An 18341-nucleotide genomic window follows, 5' to 3' on the forward strand; every position below is an offset into this window, starting at 1 on the left:
CCATTTTCACCGCTACACAGTAACTTATAAGAAAATGAGTCCCTTTTTTAAGTAACCTTTTAAATTATTGCTTCATGTTTTCCATTTGCCTGTATTTGTCCGTATTTATATATCCCTTGATAAAAACTTTCTCGGTCTAATATTCGCTTCACTTGTACTTTCGTAAATGCTTTACCTTGCGTTGTTTGATAACCTTCATCATTTAAGGCTTCTGCCAATCTAGACAGTGACCATTTCTTATATTTTTGTTTAAGTTGAAATAATCTTTTTACTACTTCTGCATGCCCGTTATGTATTTTTAGTTCTTTTTCACCCTTTTGTTTGGTATAGCCAAATGTCGCCCTTCCTCCTGCATATCCGCCTTCCTTTGCTTTCTTGTTTCTGCCTTTCGTTAGCTTTAGCGCTATTTCAAGCCGTTGATATTGGTCTAATAACTCCATTAAGCCATTGACCAAAAAGTCGTTTGGGTCTTTTTTGTGAATGCTGTAATATGGTTGTTCAATGCTTTTAATGTCACATCCATATTTCTTTAACTCTCGTTGTATCAACACCTTTACTATATCCGACCTCCATAATCGGCTTGTGTTCAGTACTACCACATAATCAATTTGGACAGACGAAAGGTGAGCCAACATTTCCTGTAAGCCCACCCTGTCTATTTCTAATGCTTCTTCATTTAGTTTTGCGCCACTAATTCCTTCGTCTCTAAAAATATGTATCAAGTTAAAACCCTGTTCTTCACAGTATGCTTTGATTTCGTCTTCTTGATATTTCAAACTATATCCTTCTTTGGCTTGCCCTTGAGTGGAGACACGTATATACCCAACAACGTTCAACTTTTCACCCTCCCGTTACGAAAATTAAAATTTATGTAACGCTTTTTAAACGAATAGCGAGCATTATACGACCGTCTCGAGTAAAAATACAACTTAAAATTTTTAATCCAAAACAGACAAAGAACTCCCTTTCACGTTACCAATTGTTTATCGCCACGAGCTTTGTCATTCTCGTTAGTTTTTTAGCCATTCCCTGTCATAACTACCCCTACCATATAAAATGTCATCTCGCCTAATTATCGTACTTTTCTTACTATCCAAGTATTAAAACGATACCCATGATGGTCCTACCATCATGAGCTCTCAATTCTCAAACAAATTATTTTCTTATTGTCTCACTCAAATATCAGTAAATTTATTATAAATTAAAGAAAAAAACCTTGAAAGGCGTAAAACCATTCAAGGTATGTTTTATTATCGTTCTTTAATCAACTAGTAACTCCAAATAATATTTATCATTTTCTTCTATCTTTCTTAAAAATTCTTCAAGAGAAGTCGCAATTTGAATATCATAATAGTAAACTGCACTTCTATTATTTTCATTCAATTCTATTGACATTAAAGCTGCTTCACTGCCTTCAAAAAATATTAGTTTGTTATTCTCAAATTCATCATAGATTTCTATGTCGGGATAAAACTCAAAATCATTAACTCTTAATCGAAAATCCCTTACTGAATATGGGTCCATAATACGATTAATATTAAACTCTGAACCTTTAATAAATCCGTAGCCGACCTCTATATAAAAATTAACTAACTCCTTAGGAAATTTTAAATCGAGTTCCTTCTCAACCTCTTTTATTTCGTTTTCATTCACTGGATAAAAACTATTTTCTTGGTTTTCCTTAATAAATTCATAGTTCATTATTTTATACCTCCTTTAAATAGTGTACTTGCTGGTGAACCAGCTCCATGAATACCAGCTTGATGCTCATTTGGGAATTTTGCAGGATGCATATTCCACCATTCATGTTCTCCGCCAAAAGTATTTTCAATTATATGATGAGCATCATACTTATCTCCTTGTTTCCTAATTATTTTACCTGTTTTTTCCGAAATAACATTTTCATTATACATAGGCCACTTTTGCCCAGTATTTTCTTCCCACTCTTTAATTACTTTATTTTTTACTTTATCGAATTCTGCCCTATGCTTAGCTGTTTCTATTGGTGACATTTTTTTATATTCTTTATTTCTTAAGGCTTCCTTTAACTTCTCTGTTTGGTTTTTAGGTAACTCTCTGCCGGTTCGTCCTTCTATATCTCTAATATATTTTTTTATTGTATCAGAATCTATCTTATTACCCGTACCCTTAACACCTAAACTAACACTAGCCCCGTCTGCCTTAGTCAACGTATCTTTTATCTTGTTCTCAAAGAAGCGGGTATTTTCGGCAGGGATATGTACGTTGCCCAATTCATTCATGGAGACCACTCGCCGTGGCGAAGCAATATTTTTCGCAGAAGTGACCATACTGTCTGCTGCTTTTCCTGTGGTTATCGCATCACGAATGGCCCTGTCCTTCAAAGCTGCTCCGGCGCTTTTCAGCCTTGCAGTCGATTGCCTTCCTGCCGCGGTAACCATGTTCCCTACATGCCTCAGTTCCTGCTGTATGCTGGTTTTAAGGCCCGCTTTTAGGCCAAATTGACCCAGGTTTGCTGCCTGGTTGGCCGTGCGGACGCCGCTGCTGAACCTCTTGATTCCGGCTACACCCGGGACGATATCCAGAGGGCTTAGTGCCCCTCGTAGCCATCGTTCCCCCGTACCCAGTTCCCTTCCGGAGGCCCAGTCTTTTCCGGTGACAGCTGTTCCCAGCTCCATTGTACCATATGCCGTTCCCACTGTGAGTGCTAAAGGCACCCCGACCGGTGGCACAACTACAGCCAATACGGTAGCTCCGACGACCACCGCCAATGCGCCGATATTGCCCAAAACTCCTTGTTATGCTGCTGGTCCTTGATAGTCTCATATTCAAAAGCGTTCATGTTGACCGCGGCCATGCGGTATTCTTCCTGCGTGAACTCCTGGTCGGGATGTTCCGCCTTCCATATGTCGTATTCCACCTGCAGCTGTTCCGCATAATAATTATCGCCGCTGAGCAAGTCATCCAGACTGACTTCCGTCTTCGGCACTTCCCGGGTTTCCTGCATGCCGTAACGCTGGTAAATCACTTGCTGCTGGGTCGCGTCTATCCGGTTCTTTGTCGTATAGTTGGAAATAGTGGCATCCCGCATGGAGGATACAAATTTGTCGATGTCTTCATGAAAAGGATCATCGATGGTGCGGTCTACAATATCGCCAACCTTTCCCGAAAAATCATGCAGTACTTTAAAATCCTCGAATAAGGATTGGTATTTTCCTTCCCGGTCGATATGCGAAAAAGAAATGACGCCATCCCGGTCATATTTGGTGATTTCCGATTCTGCGTCCTCCAGGTTTTCCGTTATGTGCCTTAAATCATCGATTATGCCTTTTCCAAAGGGACCAATTCCGATCAGGTCGCCCAACCCGTCCTTCATCTTTTTCCAATGCGCCGGGATGTACTTTACATCCATTTATCAGACCTCCAATAACCCGTTTCGTAATTCGTCACTGACTTCCACACATCTCTGAAGGGGTAAACATTTTCTATTATAGAATAAATGGGTATATCCAATTAGCTTTCTTTCCAGTTACACTAATTGTTTGTTCTTTTATGGTGACTCAACACAATCTGATAAAAGTAATCAAAGGCATCATTTTCATTATCTAACTCTTTCATAATGAAGTGCCCTCCTCGTTCTCTTGTTTCATAGACTTTCCATATGCCTTGGTCGTGTGCACAACCTAGCACTAGCGATTCATCTGTTATGTCATCTAGCACTAGAATATATTCACCAATATCTAGTTTTTCAGCTTCATATTTCTTTAGGAATTCTGTTTTTGTCATTTTAACCTCTTAATTTTTAAATTGCTTAAACCACTTCTGAATGTGTTGAGTAGGGTGGTATATGGATTTTGTTTAAGATAAGATGACTGCGTCATCTTCATCCTCAAAGTCAGTGTTTACTTCATTTTTGCTGATTAATTTCTTACTGTGTTCATCCAATAAATATAAGTAATACAGCAAACTAAAAAATGCATAATATGCCAGCCAGTTATCTAAGGCTTCTGTCTTGATAACAATGTTCCGTTTTCGCCAATAAATTTGACCATACATTCCGTGTTATTAATCCCCTCTAGATAGTAAGTCCATTAATTCTCCATACTCTCTCAACCTAATTAATCTTCCATCTCATAAGAGGCATCAGTAATATAGTTAAACTCAATTTCAAATCGTCTAGACACCTTGATTTTTAAGGATGTTGTTATTTCCATCAACAAGGAACGTTCCCTTCATTTACCTAAACACCAACAAATTAATTTTATCTGTTTTGCACAGAGTTCCCAGCATTACAGATTTTTTGTAAATTTTAAAACTTCAATTTCATCTTGTGTTACTATTTTCTCATAATAGTATTTATCAGTTCGTTCAAATCCATTTTGCTTTGCAAGTTCTGCGTTAGTGGTGCCTAGCCTAAATTGTGAACCTGCAGCATTAAAACTTAAATTAAATATATGCCCTTTGTGTCGTGCTTTGTAATCAACTTCAAATATTTCGTCAATCTCTTTTTTCTTTACTTCCTTAATATACAGCCTGGGGAGGTTAGTACTATCTTTAATATTGCCAGAATAAATCTTTTCTTTAAAACCATTGTTTAAATCGGCTAGATCTTCACTTACTAATCTTATATTATCTCCATTAATATTACTCACTCTAAAGATTTTATTTTTATATTTTGCAAATGTTCCTTTTTCCATACATGACCCTCCTTTACTATTTGACCGGTATAAACATTTTTAAATCGCTATCATATATAGCTACTAGTTTTTCAATTCCGTCTTTAACTCGATATAATTCTGCTTCATTATTAGGGAAATATCTACTATCAAATTGCCATTCCGGCACTAATTCGCCATTTCTGGATCCTGTAAACCCATTCTGTGTACAAGGTGGACCATCTGTATTCGTTCCACCGAATCGTTCTCCATAGGGAATCTCAATATTATCTTCATTGTTAGTTGTAAATTTAATTTTTCCATAGCTATCACCATCATCAGGAAATGGCCTACTTCCATTCCATGAAGTGTAGTCAAGGCGGAAAGATTCAACCACGTCACCATAGTTTTTAATATGACTAACATCATCATACTTAGCAATATATCCACCTATTTCCGTATACTCACCAGATAAGTATTTTTCGATATCACTTTCTGGGATTGTTTTTTGAAACTATTTTGGGATTCAACACCATCAAGGGTAGTTTTAACTTTACTGGCTTTATTACTAATTTCACCCGTACCCTATGTTGTAATCTTAAAATCTAATAATAAAAAAAATCGGACGTTTATTACCTTATTAAACTACTTCTTCCTCTTTTATTATTGGCAATTCGTAGGCAGTTTTGTTCTTCATCATGCCATAGATAATATTCACAAGCCTTCTCATTATACAAACCAATGCTTGCCCCTTTGTTTTGCCTTCTCTAAGCTTCCGTTGGTAATATGCATAAAACACTGGGTTCCTTGGTAACTTACTTCCTTTAGCTACTTGCACTTGTTGTACTGCTAGGTTGTAAAATAAAGCGTGTAGCGCCCGATTTCCCTGTTTGCTTTTTTGTTCCTTACCTTTCCCACCAGACCCAAAGTAAACTGGCGCAATCCCCCCAAGTCGTGCTAATTTGTTGGCATTTGGAAAGCGTCTTACGTCACCTATCTCTGCAATTAAAGCCGAAGCTGTCACAAGGTCAATTCCTGGCATGGAGTTTAGTTGAAAGTCTAGTAAATTCATTAACTGTTTTAATTCGCCTTCCACATAGTTCATTTCCTTCTTTTTAAACGCAATGTCTCGGACGATGCTTCTTACTAGAAAGTCGCGTGTTTCTTGGTGTTCTTTCTGTGTATGTCCATCCTCTTTCACTAGCTTTAATATGTCATTCGCTTTTTTCACTGAACATGTATTGTTACTGGCTTCTAATAAAAAAGTAGTCAATTTCTCAACACTTACACCGTCTAAACTTGAAGGTGACGGGTATTGTTTCCAATATGCCAATGCCGTTTCTCCATCCACTTCTGAGAAAAACCTTTTATAGCTTGGATAGTGGTGGCTTAATTGAATGTGCAATTGGTTCTTTAAAGCACCTTGAGCTTTCACCAATGCATTTCTTCTAGTGACCAATTGTTGTATCGACCAAAATAAATCATGTGGTTTAGCGTCAGGCAATTGGCTAAGTTATCTTACCAATATTCTAGCCACACATTCTGCATCCCAGCTATCACTCTTTTGTGTGGTCATATGGCTTTTTCGTTCAGCGTACGAAAGTGCGGGGTTAACCTCTTTGACAACTTGTCCATGGTCCGTTAGATATTGTGCCAGTGCTCGACCGTGACCGCCCACATCTTCTAAACCAAATACAGGTTTCAACCCTTCTTCTGTCATTTTATCAATATCTAGTAAAAACGTAGAGAAAGCAGAAGGTTTATTTTCAAACTTTATTTCAACCAACTTCTCCTGCCAACAGTTAATAACCACAGCTACATGGTGTTGCTTATGCAAGTCAACTCCAACATATAAATATTTCTGTTTTTCATGCATGTTCTCATCCCCTATTCAATTAAATGAAAATGCCGGCAACCTTAGTTCGAGCGTTCACCATTCGGTGCGCATTGGTACGAAAGCCTATCCATTTTCAACCTTACAGAAGAACTTATAAGAAAATGAGTCCCTTTTTTAAGTAATCATTTAAATTATTGCTTGATGTTTGCCATTTGCTTGTATTTGTCCATATGTATAAATCCCTTGATAAAACTTTCTCGGTCTAATATTCGCTTCACTTGTACTTTCGTAAATGCTTTCCCATGCGTTGTTTGATACCCTTCTTCATTCAATGCTTCTGCCAACCTAGACAGTGACCATTTCCTATGTAGTTGTCTAAGCTCAAACAACCGTTTAACTACTTCTGCATGATTGTTATGTATCTTTAGTTCCTTTTCACCCTTTTGTTTCATATAGCCAAATGTTATCCTTCCTCCCGCATACCCACCTTCCTTCGCTTTTTTATTTCTCCCTTTCGTTAGCTTAAGGGCAATTTCAAGCCGTTGATATTGGTCTAATAACTCCATTAAGCCATTCACCAGAAAGTCATTCGGGTCTTTCTTATGGATACTGTAAAATGGCTGTTCAATGCTTTTAATGTCACATCCATATTTCTTTAACTCTCGTTGTATCAACACCTTTACTATATCCGACCTCCATAATCGGCTTGTGTTCAGTACTACCACATGATCAATTTGGACAGACGAAAGGTGAGCCAACATTTCCTGTAAGCCCACCCTGTCTATTTCCAATGCCTCTTCATTTAGTTTGGCACCACTAATTCCTTCATCTCTAAAAATATGTATCAAGTTCCAGCCTAGTTCCTTACAGTATGCTTTGATTTCATCTTCTTGATATCTCAAGCTGTAACCATCTTTTGCTTGCCCTTGAGTCGAGACTCGTATATACCCAACAACTTTCAACTTCTTACCCTCCCGTTACATAAATTTTAATTTTCGTAACGTTTTTTAACGAATAGCGAGTATTATACGACCCCTAGAGATTTCACTAGCCCTTTAAGTTCCTTTTCCACCCTCTTGATTTCCTCTTGCTTAAATCGGATGTCACGAACAAGACTTTGAATAATAAAGTCTCTTTGCGATTGATAGTCACGTTTCGTCTCACCATCAAATTCTACAAGAGAAAGAATAGCCTTTGCTTTTTTCATAGATAAGCTATTGTTACTTGCATTAAGCAAGAACAGTCGAAGTTCTTCCATTGTTATCCCCTCCAAATGGTGAGGTGAAGGATACTTCTCCCAAAAGGCTAATGCGGTTTTGCCCTCTACCTGTGAGAAGAATTGACGATAACTTGGATAGTGGTGAGAAAGCTGGAGGTGTAGCTGATTTTTCAACGAACTAAATGACTTTACAAGAGCATCTCTACGACCAACTAATGTAGAGATTGTCCAATAAACATCTGATGGGGCTGCATCAGGAAGTTGTGTAATCTTTCTTGCTAGAATTTCTGCAATACACTCGGCATCACAACTATCACTCTTTTTTGTCATGGCATGACTTTTTCTTTCTGCATAAGACAAAGAAGGGTTGACTGCTTTTACAGTATATCCTCTTTCTAACAAATAGACTGCTAGAGAACGACCATAGCCATTGACATCTTCTAATCCAAATACAGGAGTGATACCTTTTTCCGCTTGTTCTTCTACAAATCGTGTAAAATCAGGGAATAACGAAGGTTTGTTCATGAAGGTTGTTTCATTTAGCTTCTCCCCCCAACAATTTACAACCACCGCTGTATGTCGGAATTTATGCAAATCGACACCTACGTAAATAAATTCATCTCTTTTCAAAAGACCTCACTCCTATCTTGGATTATGTACGAGAGGAAGAAAAAGAGAATGTCGGCAACCTTAGTTCGAGCGTTAGTCTCTTAGAGACTCGCAAGGGTACAAAAGCCAATCCATTCTCTATTTCTTATCTCTTATAAAATCGCTTGATGCTTTCCATTAGCGATAATGTCACCATATTGATACTTACCTGAATAGAAATTCCTTCTATCCAATATTCGCTTTACTTGAACTTTCGTAAACAACTTTCCTTGTTTCGTTCGATGTCCTTCTTCATTCAATCGTTCTGCCAGTTGTGTTAATGTCCATAAAGGATACTGTTCCTTTAGGTCAAACACTCTTTGAACGGTTTTCGCTTGTCTATCATCTATGACAAGACTTTTCTTACCTTTTTCCACCTTGTAGCCTAATGCGACATTTCCTCCTGCATAGCCACCCTGTTGGGCTTTCTTGTTTCTCCCTCTCCCTAGCTTTAAAGAAATTTCTAATCGTTGATATTGGTCTAATAACTCCATTAAGCCATTGATTAAAAAGTCGCTAGGGTCTTTCTTGTAAATGCTATATTGAGGTTGCTCAATACTCCGAATGTCCACTCCATACTTTTTCAACTCACGATGAACCAACACTTTCACAATGTCTGACCGCCATAAACGGCTTGTGTTCAGTGTAACCACATAATCCACCTCATGGTGGGAGAGATACTCCAACATCTCCTGAAAGCCTAATCTGTCCACTTCTAACGCTTCTTCGTCTACTTTAGCCCCACTAATACCCTCGTCCTTAAACAAGCGTAAAAGCGTATATCCTTGAGCCTGACAATATGCCTTTATTTCATCTTCTTGGTAAGCAAGGCTGTATCCATCCCTTGCTTGACCTTGTGTAGATACTCGAATATATCCAATAACTTTCATGGTATTTTCCCCCTCCGTTACGCAAATCAGGATTAACGTAACGCTTAGACGCTACATTTAATATAAATTCATTGTATGCGGCTATAGCGATACAATCAACCCCTTTACCGATACAAATTTATTGTGTATCGTAAAAGTAACATGAAAAAGAGGAAGGGAACTATCATGCCAATTTCAATCAAACTAAAGGAAATCCTTAAAGAACGTAACCTTTCACAGCGTGAATTGGCACGTATGACTGGGCTTCGTCCTAATACAATCAGCCATTTGTGTTCAGACAATGTAGACAGGGTTTATCTATCAACATTAGAAACGGTATGCAAAGTGTTAGACATCGACATTCAGGAGTTAATCGAGGTGGAGTAGTCCTCTCGATAAAGTAATCGTTCTTTTGTGCGTAAAAGTTGCGAAAAATTTAAAAGGCAGGGAGAAAGCAAAGGGTAATTATTTGAGGATAAGTATGGTGGTATCTGATGATTTTAGGTTATTTCACAACAAAGGAAATTAACTAGATAGGGTACCCTTTTAAAGGTATTATACGTACTAAAGAATTTGTTAATACATCATAAAGGGATTACAAGGCTTATCTATACTCTGAAAATAATAAGTGTTTCATTCGGCACTAGGTAGCCCACAAAAAAACAAAACCTTGAAAGGCATATAGCCAATCAAGGTCTTGCTTTACAAATTATTTCCCTTAACTTCTTCGAACCATAAATCAAAAATATCATCCGGTAATAGTTCGTCATCAATCGAATAAACTAACTCATATCTATATTTTCCTTTTAAGCTATTTTGCTTTACATTATAATACAATTTCATTTCTGTTGGCATATCTTTATTGAACTCTTCACATTTTTTATGAATAAGCTTTAAATTTTGATTACCTATTCTTAGTACAGCCTTCTGTCTTTCTCTCGAAACATCGTAAACTTGATTGTGTGGACTATCCAATTCTTTTACAGCTTCATTTAGTTGATGTTTATGAACAACCTTTCCATTAATTTTATAGAAAAAATCAAAAACATACATTTTGGGTTCATATGAACAATACATAAAGATTTCATCTGCTTTATTATCGACATACTCTAAACAAATAGCCACCATGTCTGTTTGTAATTCTGAAAAATAATCCTCAAATACCTTCACATAATCACCTCTAGTTCTCTAGACTTGTAAACCTCATACGACCATCTATTTCATATTCTATATCAAAGCTGCTCGGTCTTAAACTATTTCCTTCGTAATTAACTTTAACATTAACTGAAACATCTTTTCCTTCTTTTATTGCTTTAGCCCATTGATTTTCTAACTTTTTGTATTTACTCAAGTTAACGCTACTTGATTGAGACACAAGATTATCCAAAACAGGAGAACCACCAAATCTATCAGCTGCTAGGTGTCCTGCGTGGTCTCCTTGTTCTTTTCCAGGTGTATTGGACTTATGAGATAATCTATTATCACGTTTTGTTAATTTTAAATCATCTGCATTAAAATCAGTTAGTCTTCCTAATTCATCTGTCTTATATTGATAATTATATTCACCTGATTGATATTTAATATTTGGTTTTAATGTACCATCTTTGTTCAAATGACTACCATCCCTAATGATATTATCCGATACCCGACTTGTACCATTATCTATACCCTTAGCCCCTGAACTAACACTAACCCCTTCTGCCTTACTCAACGTATCTTTCACTTTATTCTCAAGGAAGTGGGTGTTTTCTGCAGGCATATGGACCTTGCCCAATTCATCCATGGCGACTACATTTCGGGTAGAGGTGATATTTTTGGCAGAGGTGACCATGCTGTCTGCTGCTTTGCCCGCAGAAATAGCATCCCGTATGGCCCGGTCCTTCACGGCTGCCCCGGCGCTTTTCAGCCTCGCTGTCGATTGCCTTCCTGCCGTGGTGACCATATCTCCTACATGCTTCAGTTCCCGCTGTACACTGGTTTTGATTCCTGATCTCAGCCCAAATTGGCCCATATCTGCAGCCTGGTTGGCTACACGAACACCGCTGCTGAACTTCTTCAGACCGGCGACGCCGGGAACAATGTCCAGTGGGCTTAAAGCCCCTCGCAGCCACCGTTCGCCTGTGCCAAGCTCTCTTCCAGATATCCAGTCCTCTCCGGATATCGCAGATTTTAATTCCATGCTTCCATAGACAGCACCGAGTACCAAGCCGGCAGGCGGACAAATGACAGCAGCACTGACTATTACAACAAGGGCTCCCAGATTCGCCCAAAATTCCTCGCTATGCTGCTGATCCTTGATGGACTCATATTCAAAGGCGTTCATATTAACCGCAGCCATGCGGTATTCTTCCTGGGTAAAATCCTGATCAGGATGCTCCGCTTTCCACATGTCGTATTCCACCTGCAGCTGTTCCGCATAAAAATTATCGCCGCTGAGCAGGTCATCCAGACTGACTTCCGCCTTCGGGACTTCCCGGGTTTCCTGCATGCCGTACCGCTGGTAGATCACTTGCTGTTCCGTCGCGTCTATCCGGTTTTTCGTCGTATAGTTGGAAATGGTGGCGTCCCGCATGGTTGTTACAAATTTATCGATGTCCTCATGAAAAGGATCATCGATCGTGCGGTCTACAATATCGCCAACCTTTCCCGAAAAATCATGCAATACTTTAAAATCTTCGAATATGGATTGGTACTTTCCTTCCCGGTCGATATGGGAAAAAGAAATGACGCCATCCCGGTCATATTTGGCGATATCTGATTCTGCGTCCTCCAGGTTTTCCGTTATATCCTTTAAATCATCGATCATGCCTTTCCCCCAGCGACCAAGCCCAATCAGGTCGCCGAGACCGTCCTTCATTCTATCCCAGTCTGCCGGGATGTACTTTACATCCATTTATCAGACCTCCAATTTTGCAATGATTTGTTCGGCAATTGCCTGGTCTGTTTCAATCATGGTGTTAAGGACATCGATGACGAGAGTGGATGCTCTTACGTAATTATCATAAAGATCCATGAACTTCTCGTTAGCTTCATCGTAAGCTTCCACCGCTTCCTTTGCCTTTCCTGCTTTATAATAGTCCAGCTCCCCGAGCTTCTTGATATAAGGGGTTGCATTGCTTTCCAATTCGGAAATGATCGATTCAAGCTGATTGAAGATAGAGGTTATTTCATCGGGATTGACATTGATTTTCGCGCCTCCAACTCCGGTACTTCCCATCGCAGCCGCTTTATGCATCTACTTCGCCTCCTTGTATGGGAATTCCATTTCATCAAAGAGAACTTTCAAAAACCAATACTGACTAGCATGATAATATTTACGCTGAACTGTATCCACCATGATCAGCTTTTCTTCTTTAGGGAAAACGAGCCACTGTTGATAGTAAGCAGGATTGCTTGCTTCCCGGTGTTTCTCATTTAAATGAAACAACTCAAGGTTTACCATCGAATCTCCAGGCTCCAGTTGTTCCGTTTCCCTTCTCTCTTTATTTGTCAATTCCTGTTTTAAAAAGTTCTTTTCTTTTTCCTCCGGTTCACGCGTAATCATCGGAAATTTTTCACTAAGAAGCTGCAATACAATCGCTTTTGAAATGACAAATAACTTGTAGAGTGCTTGTTCTTCTGTCTCTACCATCATTACTAACTCATCCTCATTGTCGGAAGGAAATCCGAACATCAAGTTATTAATCCGGACATATTTCTCACTCTGATAATAGTATTCCAGTGCTTGAATAATGATGGCTCCGCTTTTTGTGATTTTCCCTTCCCCGTTAAGAATGCCTTTTTCGATTAAACGGTTATGTGCCTGTTCGAATACTTCTTCCCCTTTGAGCTGATAGATTTGTTTTTCAGGCAGGCCGAAAAGGACATTTCCGCCAAACGCAGAGGCAAGCAGGTAGAGTTCAGGTACGTTAAAAGTATCGGTTGAAACGTTGCTCATAAGCTTCTCACTTCTTTCACCGAACTGTCATTACGAAAGTCGTCAATATAACGATCCAAGTTATCCAATGCTTTGGTTTGTAATGCCGACGCCGATTTCAAATCTTTGTGATATTGTGAAATGATTTCTAAATAACTTAAAAAGCTGTCCCTTGATTTCCCGCTCCACTTTGCTGAGTGAACAAATGAAATGAGTTGCTCGCATTGTTCATAAGTGGAATCAATCGTACTTTCCAGCGTACGGGCCGCCGCTCTTGCCTCATTCAAGCGATTGCCATCGATTCTTACCTCTCCCAATGATTATCACTCCCGTCAATCTTTTTTGTACTAATCTTCTTCCGCTTCTTTTATAGCCAATTGTTTATAGTACTGGTAACGTTCATAAGCGCGGGAAGCCGCATGTACAATCTGGCTTCGTTTGTTTTTTTCATAGTTGAAGTACCGAAGCAGCTCTTGATTTAATTCCTCTCGTTTCGGGTCAAAGTCGTTAGACGGTATCTTGGAATTTGATAGATTAGGTACCGAACTGGTATAGCTGGAATAGGACGACTCTGCTTCGTTTACCAGTCTGTCATGATCCGCTTTTGCATCCTTCAGCTTATAGTATAACCTCAAATAGTCATCCCGCTTCTTTTCTGTTTCGGTTCTAAAAAACCATGACATCCTTTTCACTCCTTTTTATAAGAGGTGCCGCAACTTTTATTTTTTCCGACTTTCCTTGCTGGATATAGTAGGCTTCATAGGCCTCCAGGCTTGGCTCACGGTATGGCCTGTTGGCAACTTCCAATATATTCTGATCTGTTATTCTGCTAAGCAGCACACCGTTTTTTTGCTTTTTGATAGCTTGCGTAACATCGTCATATAAACGGTCGATGGCACTATGGACGGCACCGATGACAAAGTGTATTCCCATCCGCGGTCCGTTCTCCATGAGTTTTGCAATCGTCGTCTGAGTAGTGAGTGACATGGAATCGATGACGTGGGATGCATCTGTTACCAATACGATCATCGGGCGTATTTCTTCAAGAAAATCATTTACGGTTGCCTGGCCGCCTGTAGATGACTGGATTTCACGGAAAGCATCTTCTCTCGCTTCGAATAATTGCTGAAGCTGTCCAGCAATCTCTTCCATGGAGATTTCTCCGTCCGCATAAATATTCGTATGCTGTTTATGTGCTGCAAACCGAAGGGAAGCATTATCGATCAGTCCGATGTCAATATGCTCGTTCGCAGACATACTGGTCAGAATCGTAAGGAATGTCTGCTCAATACCATCCATATTGTCGCCCAGCACTAACGTGTTCTGATCTTTTTCCACATCCAGTGCAACAGGCTCGACCGCTTCAAAGTCCACTGCAAACGGTATACCGCCTTCGGAAATAAGCTTTTGTGTTTTTGAACGCTTGATAAAGTCTTCGTATGCAAGCCTTTCGGGAACCATCGGTATCTCCTCCGGCCGTTCGCCTTGCCAGTGTTCATCCATTTCCTTCGCCGTCTGCTGGATCGCATCGATTACCTCGAGGGTTTCTTCTCCCTCTGCCGGCAGCATGGTCTGGAACAGGGCAGGGTCTTCCAGTTTAATGAGGCCTCTGCCCGGGATTTCTTCTATCTCGATGTCGGTTTTGCCGACGATCGACCTAGCCTCTGTCGGTTCAATCAAGTACAGCGGAATCTGTGTTTTAATATTGGAAAGAAGCGGCATTTTCATGGCGCTTTGCCTTCCTGCACTGATGACGAGATGGATGCCGATACTCGCGCCTTCTCGGGCGATTTGTGTGACCAGTTTTTCAAATTCATCGGAAAAATCTGCTTCTCTGACCGAATCGTAGTTATCAATCACAATGACGGTGTTCGGGACGTTGTCGCCGCTGGCCTTTTCGTACATTTCCATGTTGGCGACGCCGTATTTGCTCAGTTTTTGTTTTCGTTCCTTCATGGACGCTGAAAGCAGGCGGACTAGTTTTCCTACTTTCTCTTCTTCATCGATAAGGATGGTGTCGGCGACGTGCGGAAGCTTTTTCAACGGAAGCAGGCCGTTTGTTCCGAAGTCAAGCAGGTATACGTGCAGCTGCTCCGGATTATGCTGCCGCACCAGATCCATGACGACGGTTTGCAAGAAGGTTGATTTTCCATAACCAGGACTGGAAAAAACGGCGGCATGGCCATCCTTGCCCAAGTTTAAGGTCAATGGAGACTGGGACTGCAGCTCCGGCTGGTCAAGCAAACCGATGGTAGCCTGCAATGCCGTCTTCGGCTTCTGCCATTCTTCTTCGTAATTCACCGGGTGCAGGTCCGCTGCTTTAATACTTTCCGGAAGCGGCGGCAGCCACGGTCTTGGCAGCTGTTCTATCTGCTGGGCTTCTGTATATTCGGCGATATAATCGATGACGGCATCCAGTTCGGTCGGTGTCTTCTCGATATCTTGTTTGTTGTCCAGCCCACTTAAATCCTCGGTCAAAATATCGTACTGGCCGAGCTCGTTGATTGCATAAATAGTCGTGTCCACAAACTCATGGTCCTCTTTATCCGGCACATAATCGGCACCGCTCCAGGCGCTTTGGAACAATTCATAAATTTCGTTGTTCCCCACCTGCAGGTAAGCGCGACCCGGCAGTGTGATTTCCGCGGCGTCCGGTGTTTTCAGGATCTCGTTCGAATCTCCTTCGTTCTGTACCTTCAGTGCAAGCTTGAATTTGGAGTTGGACCAAATTTGATCATCCACTACCCCACTCGGTTTTTGCGTGGCGAGAATCAAATGAATCCCGAGCGAACGCCCAATTCGCGCAGTAGATACCAGTTCCTTCATAAAATCGGGTTGTTCGGATTTCAATTCGGCAAATTCATCGGATATCAGGAATAGATGCGGCATGGGCTCGCTTGCCTCTCCCTGTTTAAATAGCTTCTGATACTGATTGATATGGTTGACATTATGCTCTCCGAACAAACGCTGCCGTTTCTGCAGTTCTGCCTTGATGGAAGCAAGCGCCCGCATCGACTGGGCCCGGTCCAGGTTGGTAATCGTCCCGACCAGATGCGGCAGATTCCGGAATAAATTCGCCATGCCGCCGCCTTTATAGTCAATCAGCAGAAAAGCGACTTCATGCGGGTGGAAATTGACACCCAGCGACAGAATGTACGATTGAATGATTTCCGACTTACCGGAACCGGTTGTACCAGCGACAAGTCCATGGGGACCGTGCGCTTTTTCATGCAGGTTCAGCTGGACGATGTCCTCTTTTCCGCGCAAACCTAACGGTACGACCAGACTCTTGTAGGTCTCGTTTTTTATCCAGCGTTGGGCAATTGCCAATTCGCTCACTTTGTCCACTCCATACATTTCCAGAAAGGTCACGCTTTCCGGGATGGAGTTTTTCAGATTTTGCAAATGGTTGATCGGTGCCAGCGCCCGTGATACTTCCTCTTTATCAAATCCTTGTGGAAAATGATCTGGAGAAAAGTGTTTGTTGACGAGCTCTCCTTCTTCCAGCACAATCGTTCCGTTGTTGGCATCCCGTATATCGATGACTGTTTTGACATGTTCGGGCAGCGCGTGCATCACGTCCTGGACAAACACTAACGAAACACCCAAATCACTCGGGTCTTCATTGAAGAATTCCATGATGGTATGATCAAGGATCATTTTTTCGTCCGTGATCAGGATGGTATAGTGCGGTGAAAAATAAATTTTTTCCCTGTTGTTGTTCCCTTTTTCATCGAGGGCCTGCTTGCGCTCCTTCAACACCTGATAAAGGGAATGGAGCACCTGGTCACGAGAGCGCTCATGATAGACAAATCCTCGTACATTGACATCGCGGACACTTGCATGGGGAAGCCAGCGCATCCAATCCCATTTTTCTTTTTCTTCTTCCGGAAAAATCGTGACAAACTGCAAATCATGGTAGCTGTGAAACAAGGAAAGCTGCATGACCATCAGCTGAAGCTGTTCCAGAACAAGCGGACGCTGCCCGATATAACCGACCGGACCTTTCATCAACGATGCCGGCACTGGGACGTCTTTCAATTTTTGGTATTGGGACAGCAAATGCCGGGCTTCATCGACCAGCTCATCTTTTTCCTGGGTGAATTCTTCTTCATTGAATTCAATCGAAAAGCTCGTATCTACTTCGCCGAGCCCCGTCCGGTAATTTAAGAAATCATGATGGTAAATCGTTTTTTCGTAAATGCGGGCCTTCACTCCGATGGCCATGTCGCGGATTTCTTCCACGCTTGGGTAATGGTAGGTCAAAGCATGGCGCTGCTCCTCCGTCGCAGCGTACAGCTCCTTCGTCTTTCGCTGCAAATAGGCTTTGTAGCTTGCTTCCCGTTCCTTCATGTCGGCATTGTACTTTTTCACATTCTTGATGTAGGATGTGACCGAGAAAATAATGGTGACGACCGTGACCGAAAGCATGACCATGATGTAAATGCCCCGTGGTTGAACCAGGGAAATCAGCACCAGAGCAACAACCATGACAAGCGGAGGCACAATCGTACGTGCCAGCTGTTCACTCGGCTTGGAAGGTTTGTTGGATGGCTTGGCGATGGTACGCTTTTCCTCTGGTTCCCTGTAGATAATCCGGGGAGAACGATGGTAGTCCGGATACTCTTCCGTATAAGGAGTGGCGACATGAACCAATTCCACCAATTTAGACGTGAAGCGCTGCCTGGGGGCAGTGATTTGGATTTCATTTTCATTGATGGAAAACAAAAAGCCGTCAATAAATAGCTGATCTCCCGGCAGGATAACCGCATGTTCGCTTCCGCCGGCAAAATTGTGATAAACATTCCCCGCGGAAACTTCCAAAGCAAATGCGCCATTCTCCGGTAATCTTTTTAGCACAAAATCGGTTTCCGATTGACACAGTGTGATGTCATCATAAGCATGGGGGCCGAAAGTAAGGGTATCCTTACCCGCTATGTCGAATACATGCACAGCATCCGTATCGAGAAGAAAAGCATCGAGCTGCTCGTCAGCAACTTGAATGGACACATGCTCATCAACTTTGTTTCCTTCAATGGTGCATCGGTTTCCATCCCATTCCACTGACAGGGATCGTTCCATCTCCGGAAATGCAAGCGCATCGGACCAATCCGGTCCGATTGTCACCTGTTTGGCTGCCGATTCGTGTAAATGGCATTTATGTAATTGTTGCTGATAGGTAACCATAAGTAGTTTTTCCGCCATCTTGTTTCTCCCT

18 protein-coding genes and 2 pseudogenes are annotated in these 18341 nt (G+C 41.2%); 1 reads left to right on the forward strand and 19 read right to left on the reverse strand.

Features of this window, described 5'->3' with window-relative positions; genetic code table 11:
• Nucleotides 1-59: 59 nt before the first annotated feature.
• The 12 genes and pseudogenes from BLR82_RS09480 to BLR82_RS09535 all read right to left on the reverse strand — a co-directional run bounded on the left by BLR82_RS09480 (nt 60) and on the right by BLR82_RS09535 (nt 9228).
• On the reverse strand, nt 60-836 hold the full coding sequence (locus BLR82_RS09480; protein WP_074598746.1) for a recombinase family protein: 777 nt from the start codon (nt 834-836) through the stop codon (nt 60-62).
• 424 nt (nt 837-1260) lie between these two features.
• The gene (locus BLR82_RS09485) at nt 1261-1701 is read right to left on the reverse strand and encodes an SMI1/KNR4 family protein (protein WP_074598747.1); all 441 of its coding nucleotides are present in this window, start codon (nt 1699-1701) and stop codon (nt 1261-1263) included.
• Nucleotides 1701-2768, reverse strand: a complete 1068-nt coding sequence (locus BLR82_RS21470; RefSeq protein WP_281242177.1) for a hypothetical protein — start codon at nt 2766-2768, stop codon at nt 1701-1703. The genes BLR82_RS09485 and BLR82_RS21470 overlap by 1 nt, the downstream gene beginning before the upstream one ends.
• On the reverse strand, nt 2714-3391 hold the full coding sequence (locus BLR82_RS09495) for a hypothetical protein (RefSeq protein WP_074598748.1): 678 nt from the start codon (nt 3389-3391) through the stop codon (nt 2714-2716). Before BLR82_RS09495 ends, BLR82_RS21470 begins: the two co-directional genes overlap by 55 nt.
• Nucleotides 3392-3513: 122 nt before the next feature.
• Nucleotides 3514-3765: a hypothetical protein gene (locus BLR82_RS09500; protein ID WP_074598749.1), complete on the reverse strand. Its 252-nt coding sequence runs from the start codon at nt 3763-3765 to the stop codon at nt 3514-3516.
• Between the two features lie 72 nt (nt 3766-3837).
• Nucleotides 3838-4035: a hypothetical protein gene (locus tag BLR82_RS09505; RefSeq protein ID WP_074598750.1), complete on the reverse strand. Its 198-nt coding sequence runs from the start codon at nt 4033-4035 to the stop codon at nt 3838-3840.
• A 233-nt stretch (nt 4036-4268) separates the two neighbouring features.
• Entirely contained in the window at nt 4269-4676 is a 408-nt protein-coding gene (locus BLR82_RS09510; protein WP_074598751.1) for a hypothetical protein, read from the reverse strand.
• A gap of 16 nt (nt 4677-4692) precedes the next feature.
• On the reverse strand, nt 4693-5031 hold the full coding sequence (locus BLR82_RS20800) for a hypothetical protein (RefSeq protein WP_139186929.1): 339 nt from the start codon (nt 5029-5031) through the stop codon (nt 4693-4695).
• A gap of 243 nt (nt 5032-5274) precedes the next feature.
• Nucleotides 5275-6510, reverse strand: a pseudogene (locus BLR82_RS09520) (IS110 family RNA-guided transposase).
• Nucleotides 6511-6657: 147 nt separating this feature from the next.
• Nucleotides 6658-7433 (reverse strand): annotated as a pseudogene (locus tag BLR82_RS09525) (recombinase family protein).
• A gap of 62 nt (nt 7434-7495) precedes the next feature.
• Nucleotides 7496-8320, reverse strand: a complete 825-nt coding sequence (locus BLR82_RS09530; RefSeq protein ID WP_074598753.1) for an IS110 family transposase — start codon at nt 8318-8320, stop codon at nt 7496-7498.
• Nucleotides 8321-8451: 131 nt separating this feature from the next.
• The gene (locus tag BLR82_RS09535) at nt 8452-9228 is read right to left on the reverse strand and encodes a recombinase family protein (RefSeq protein WP_074598754.1); all 777 of its coding nucleotides are present in this window, start codon (nt 9226-9228) and stop codon (nt 8452-8454) included.
• A gap of 165 nt (nt 9229-9393) precedes the next feature.
• On the opposite strand from BLR82_RS09535, the gene BLR82_RS09540 reads away from it, so the two are divergent.
• Nucleotides 9394-9594, forward strand: a complete 201-nt coding sequence (locus tag BLR82_RS09540; protein ID WP_074598755.1) for a helix-turn-helix domain-containing protein — start codon at nt 9394-9396, stop codon at nt 9592-9594.
• Nucleotides 9595-9909: 315 nt separating this feature from the next.
• Here the strand turns inward: BLR82_RS09540 and BLR82_RS09545 are convergent, their stop codons facing one another.
• From BLR82_RS09545 to essC, 7 genes are read right to left on the reverse strand one after another with little or no spacing between them, the layout of a single operon-like run.
• Nucleotides 9910-10377 (reverse strand): DUF600 domain-containing protein, encoded by a 468-nt coding sequence (locus BLR82_RS09545; RefSeq protein WP_083334784.1) that lies wholly within the window; start codon nt 10375-10377, stop codon nt 9910-9912.
• Nucleotides 10378-10387: 10 nt separating this feature from the next.
• Nucleotides 10388-12100 carry a DNA/RNA non-specific endonuclease gene (locus tag BLR82_RS21305; RefSeq protein WP_245693743.1) on the reverse strand — a complete coding sequence of 571 codons (1713 nt, stop codon included), beginning with the start codon at nt 12098-12100 and terminating at the stop codon, nt 10388-10390.
• A 3-nt stretch (nt 12101-12103) separates the two neighbouring features.
• Nucleotides 12104-12442 carry a DUF5344 family protein gene (locus BLR82_RS09555; protein WP_083334785.1) on the reverse strand — a complete coding sequence of 113 codons (339 nt, stop codon included), beginning with the start codon at nt 12440-12442 and terminating at the stop codon, nt 12104-12106.
• On the reverse strand, nt 12443-13144 hold the full coding sequence (locus BLR82_RS09560; RefSeq protein ID WP_074598756.1) for a DUF5081 family protein: 702 nt from the start codon (nt 13142-13144) through the stop codon (nt 12443-12445).
• Nucleotides 13141-13440 (reverse strand): WXG100 family type VII secretion target, encoded by a 300-nt coding sequence (locus tag BLR82_RS09565; RefSeq protein ID WP_026571204.1) that lies wholly within the window; start codon nt 13438-13440, stop codon nt 13141-13143. The genes BLR82_RS09560 and BLR82_RS09565 overlap by 4 nt, the downstream gene beginning before the upstream one ends.
• Nucleotides 13441-13470: 30 nt before the next feature.
• On the reverse strand, nt 13471-13806 hold the full coding sequence (locus BLR82_RS09570) for a hypothetical protein (protein ID WP_037329432.1): 336 nt from the start codon (nt 13804-13806) through the stop codon (nt 13471-13473).
• Nucleotides 13790-18328, reverse strand: a complete 4539-nt coding sequence (gene essC, locus BLR82_RS09575; RefSeq protein WP_074598757.1) for a type VII secretion protein EssC — start codon at nt 18326-18328, stop codon at nt 13790-13792. Before essC ends, BLR82_RS09570 begins: the two co-directional genes overlap by 17 nt.
• Nucleotides 18329-18341 lie beyond the last annotated feature (13 nt).

Origin of the sequence: Sediminibacillus halophilus (assembly GCF_900103695.1) — a bacterium.
Lineage (GTDB): Bacteria > Bacillota > Bacilli > Bacillales > Amphibacillaceae > Sediminibacillus > Sediminibacillus halophilus.

Bases quoted from the DNA above. Each gene is read 5' to 3' on its own strand.
- BLR82_RS09510 (WP_074598751.1), bottom strand. From the start codon at position 4,676: ATGGAAAAAGGAACATTTGCAAAATATAAAAATAAAATCTTTAGAGTG.
- BLR82_RS09535 (WP_074598754.1), bottom strand. From the start codon at position 9,228: ATGAAAGTTATTGGATATATTCGAGTATCTACACAAGGTCAAGCAAGG.
- BLR82_RS09540 (WP_074598755.1), top strand. From the start codon at position 9,394: ATGCCAATTTCAATCAAACTAAAGGAAATCCTTAAAGAACGTAACCTT.
- BLR82_RS09570 (WP_037329432.1), bottom strand. From the start codon at position 13,806: ATGTCATGGTTTTTTAGAACCGAAACAGAAAAGAAGCGGGATGACTAT.
- BLR82_RS09500 (WP_074598749.1), bottom strand. From the start codon at position 3,765: ATGACAAAAACAGAATTCCTAAAGAAATATGAAGCTGAAAAACTAGAT.
- essC (WP_074598757.1), bottom strand. From the start codon at position 18,328: ATGGCGGAAAAACTACTTATGGTTACCTATCAGCAACAATTACATAAA.
- BLR82_RS09495 (WP_074598748.1), bottom strand. From the start codon at position 3,391: ATGGATGTAAAGTACATCCCGGCGCATTGGAAAAAGATGAAGGACGGG.
- BLR82_RS09485 (WP_074598747.1), bottom strand. From the start codon at position 1,701: ATGAACTATGAATTTATTAAGGAAAACCAAGAAAATAGTTTTTATCCA.
- BLR82_RS21305 (WP_245693743.1), bottom strand. From the start codon at position 12,100: ATGGATGTAAAGTACATCCCGGCAGACTGGGATAGAATGAAGGACGGT.
- BLR82_RS09555 (WP_083334785.1), bottom strand. From the start codon at position 12,442: ATGCATAAAGCGGCTGCGATGGGAAGTACCGGAGTTGGAGGCGCGAAA.
- BLR82_RS09505 (WP_074598750.1), bottom strand. From the start codon at position 4,035: ATGTATGGTCAAATTTATTGGCGAAAACGGAACATTGTTATCAAGACA.
- BLR82_RS09560 (WP_074598756.1), bottom strand. From the start codon at position 13,144: ATGAGCAACGTTTCAACCGATACTTTTAACGTACCTGAACTCTACCTG.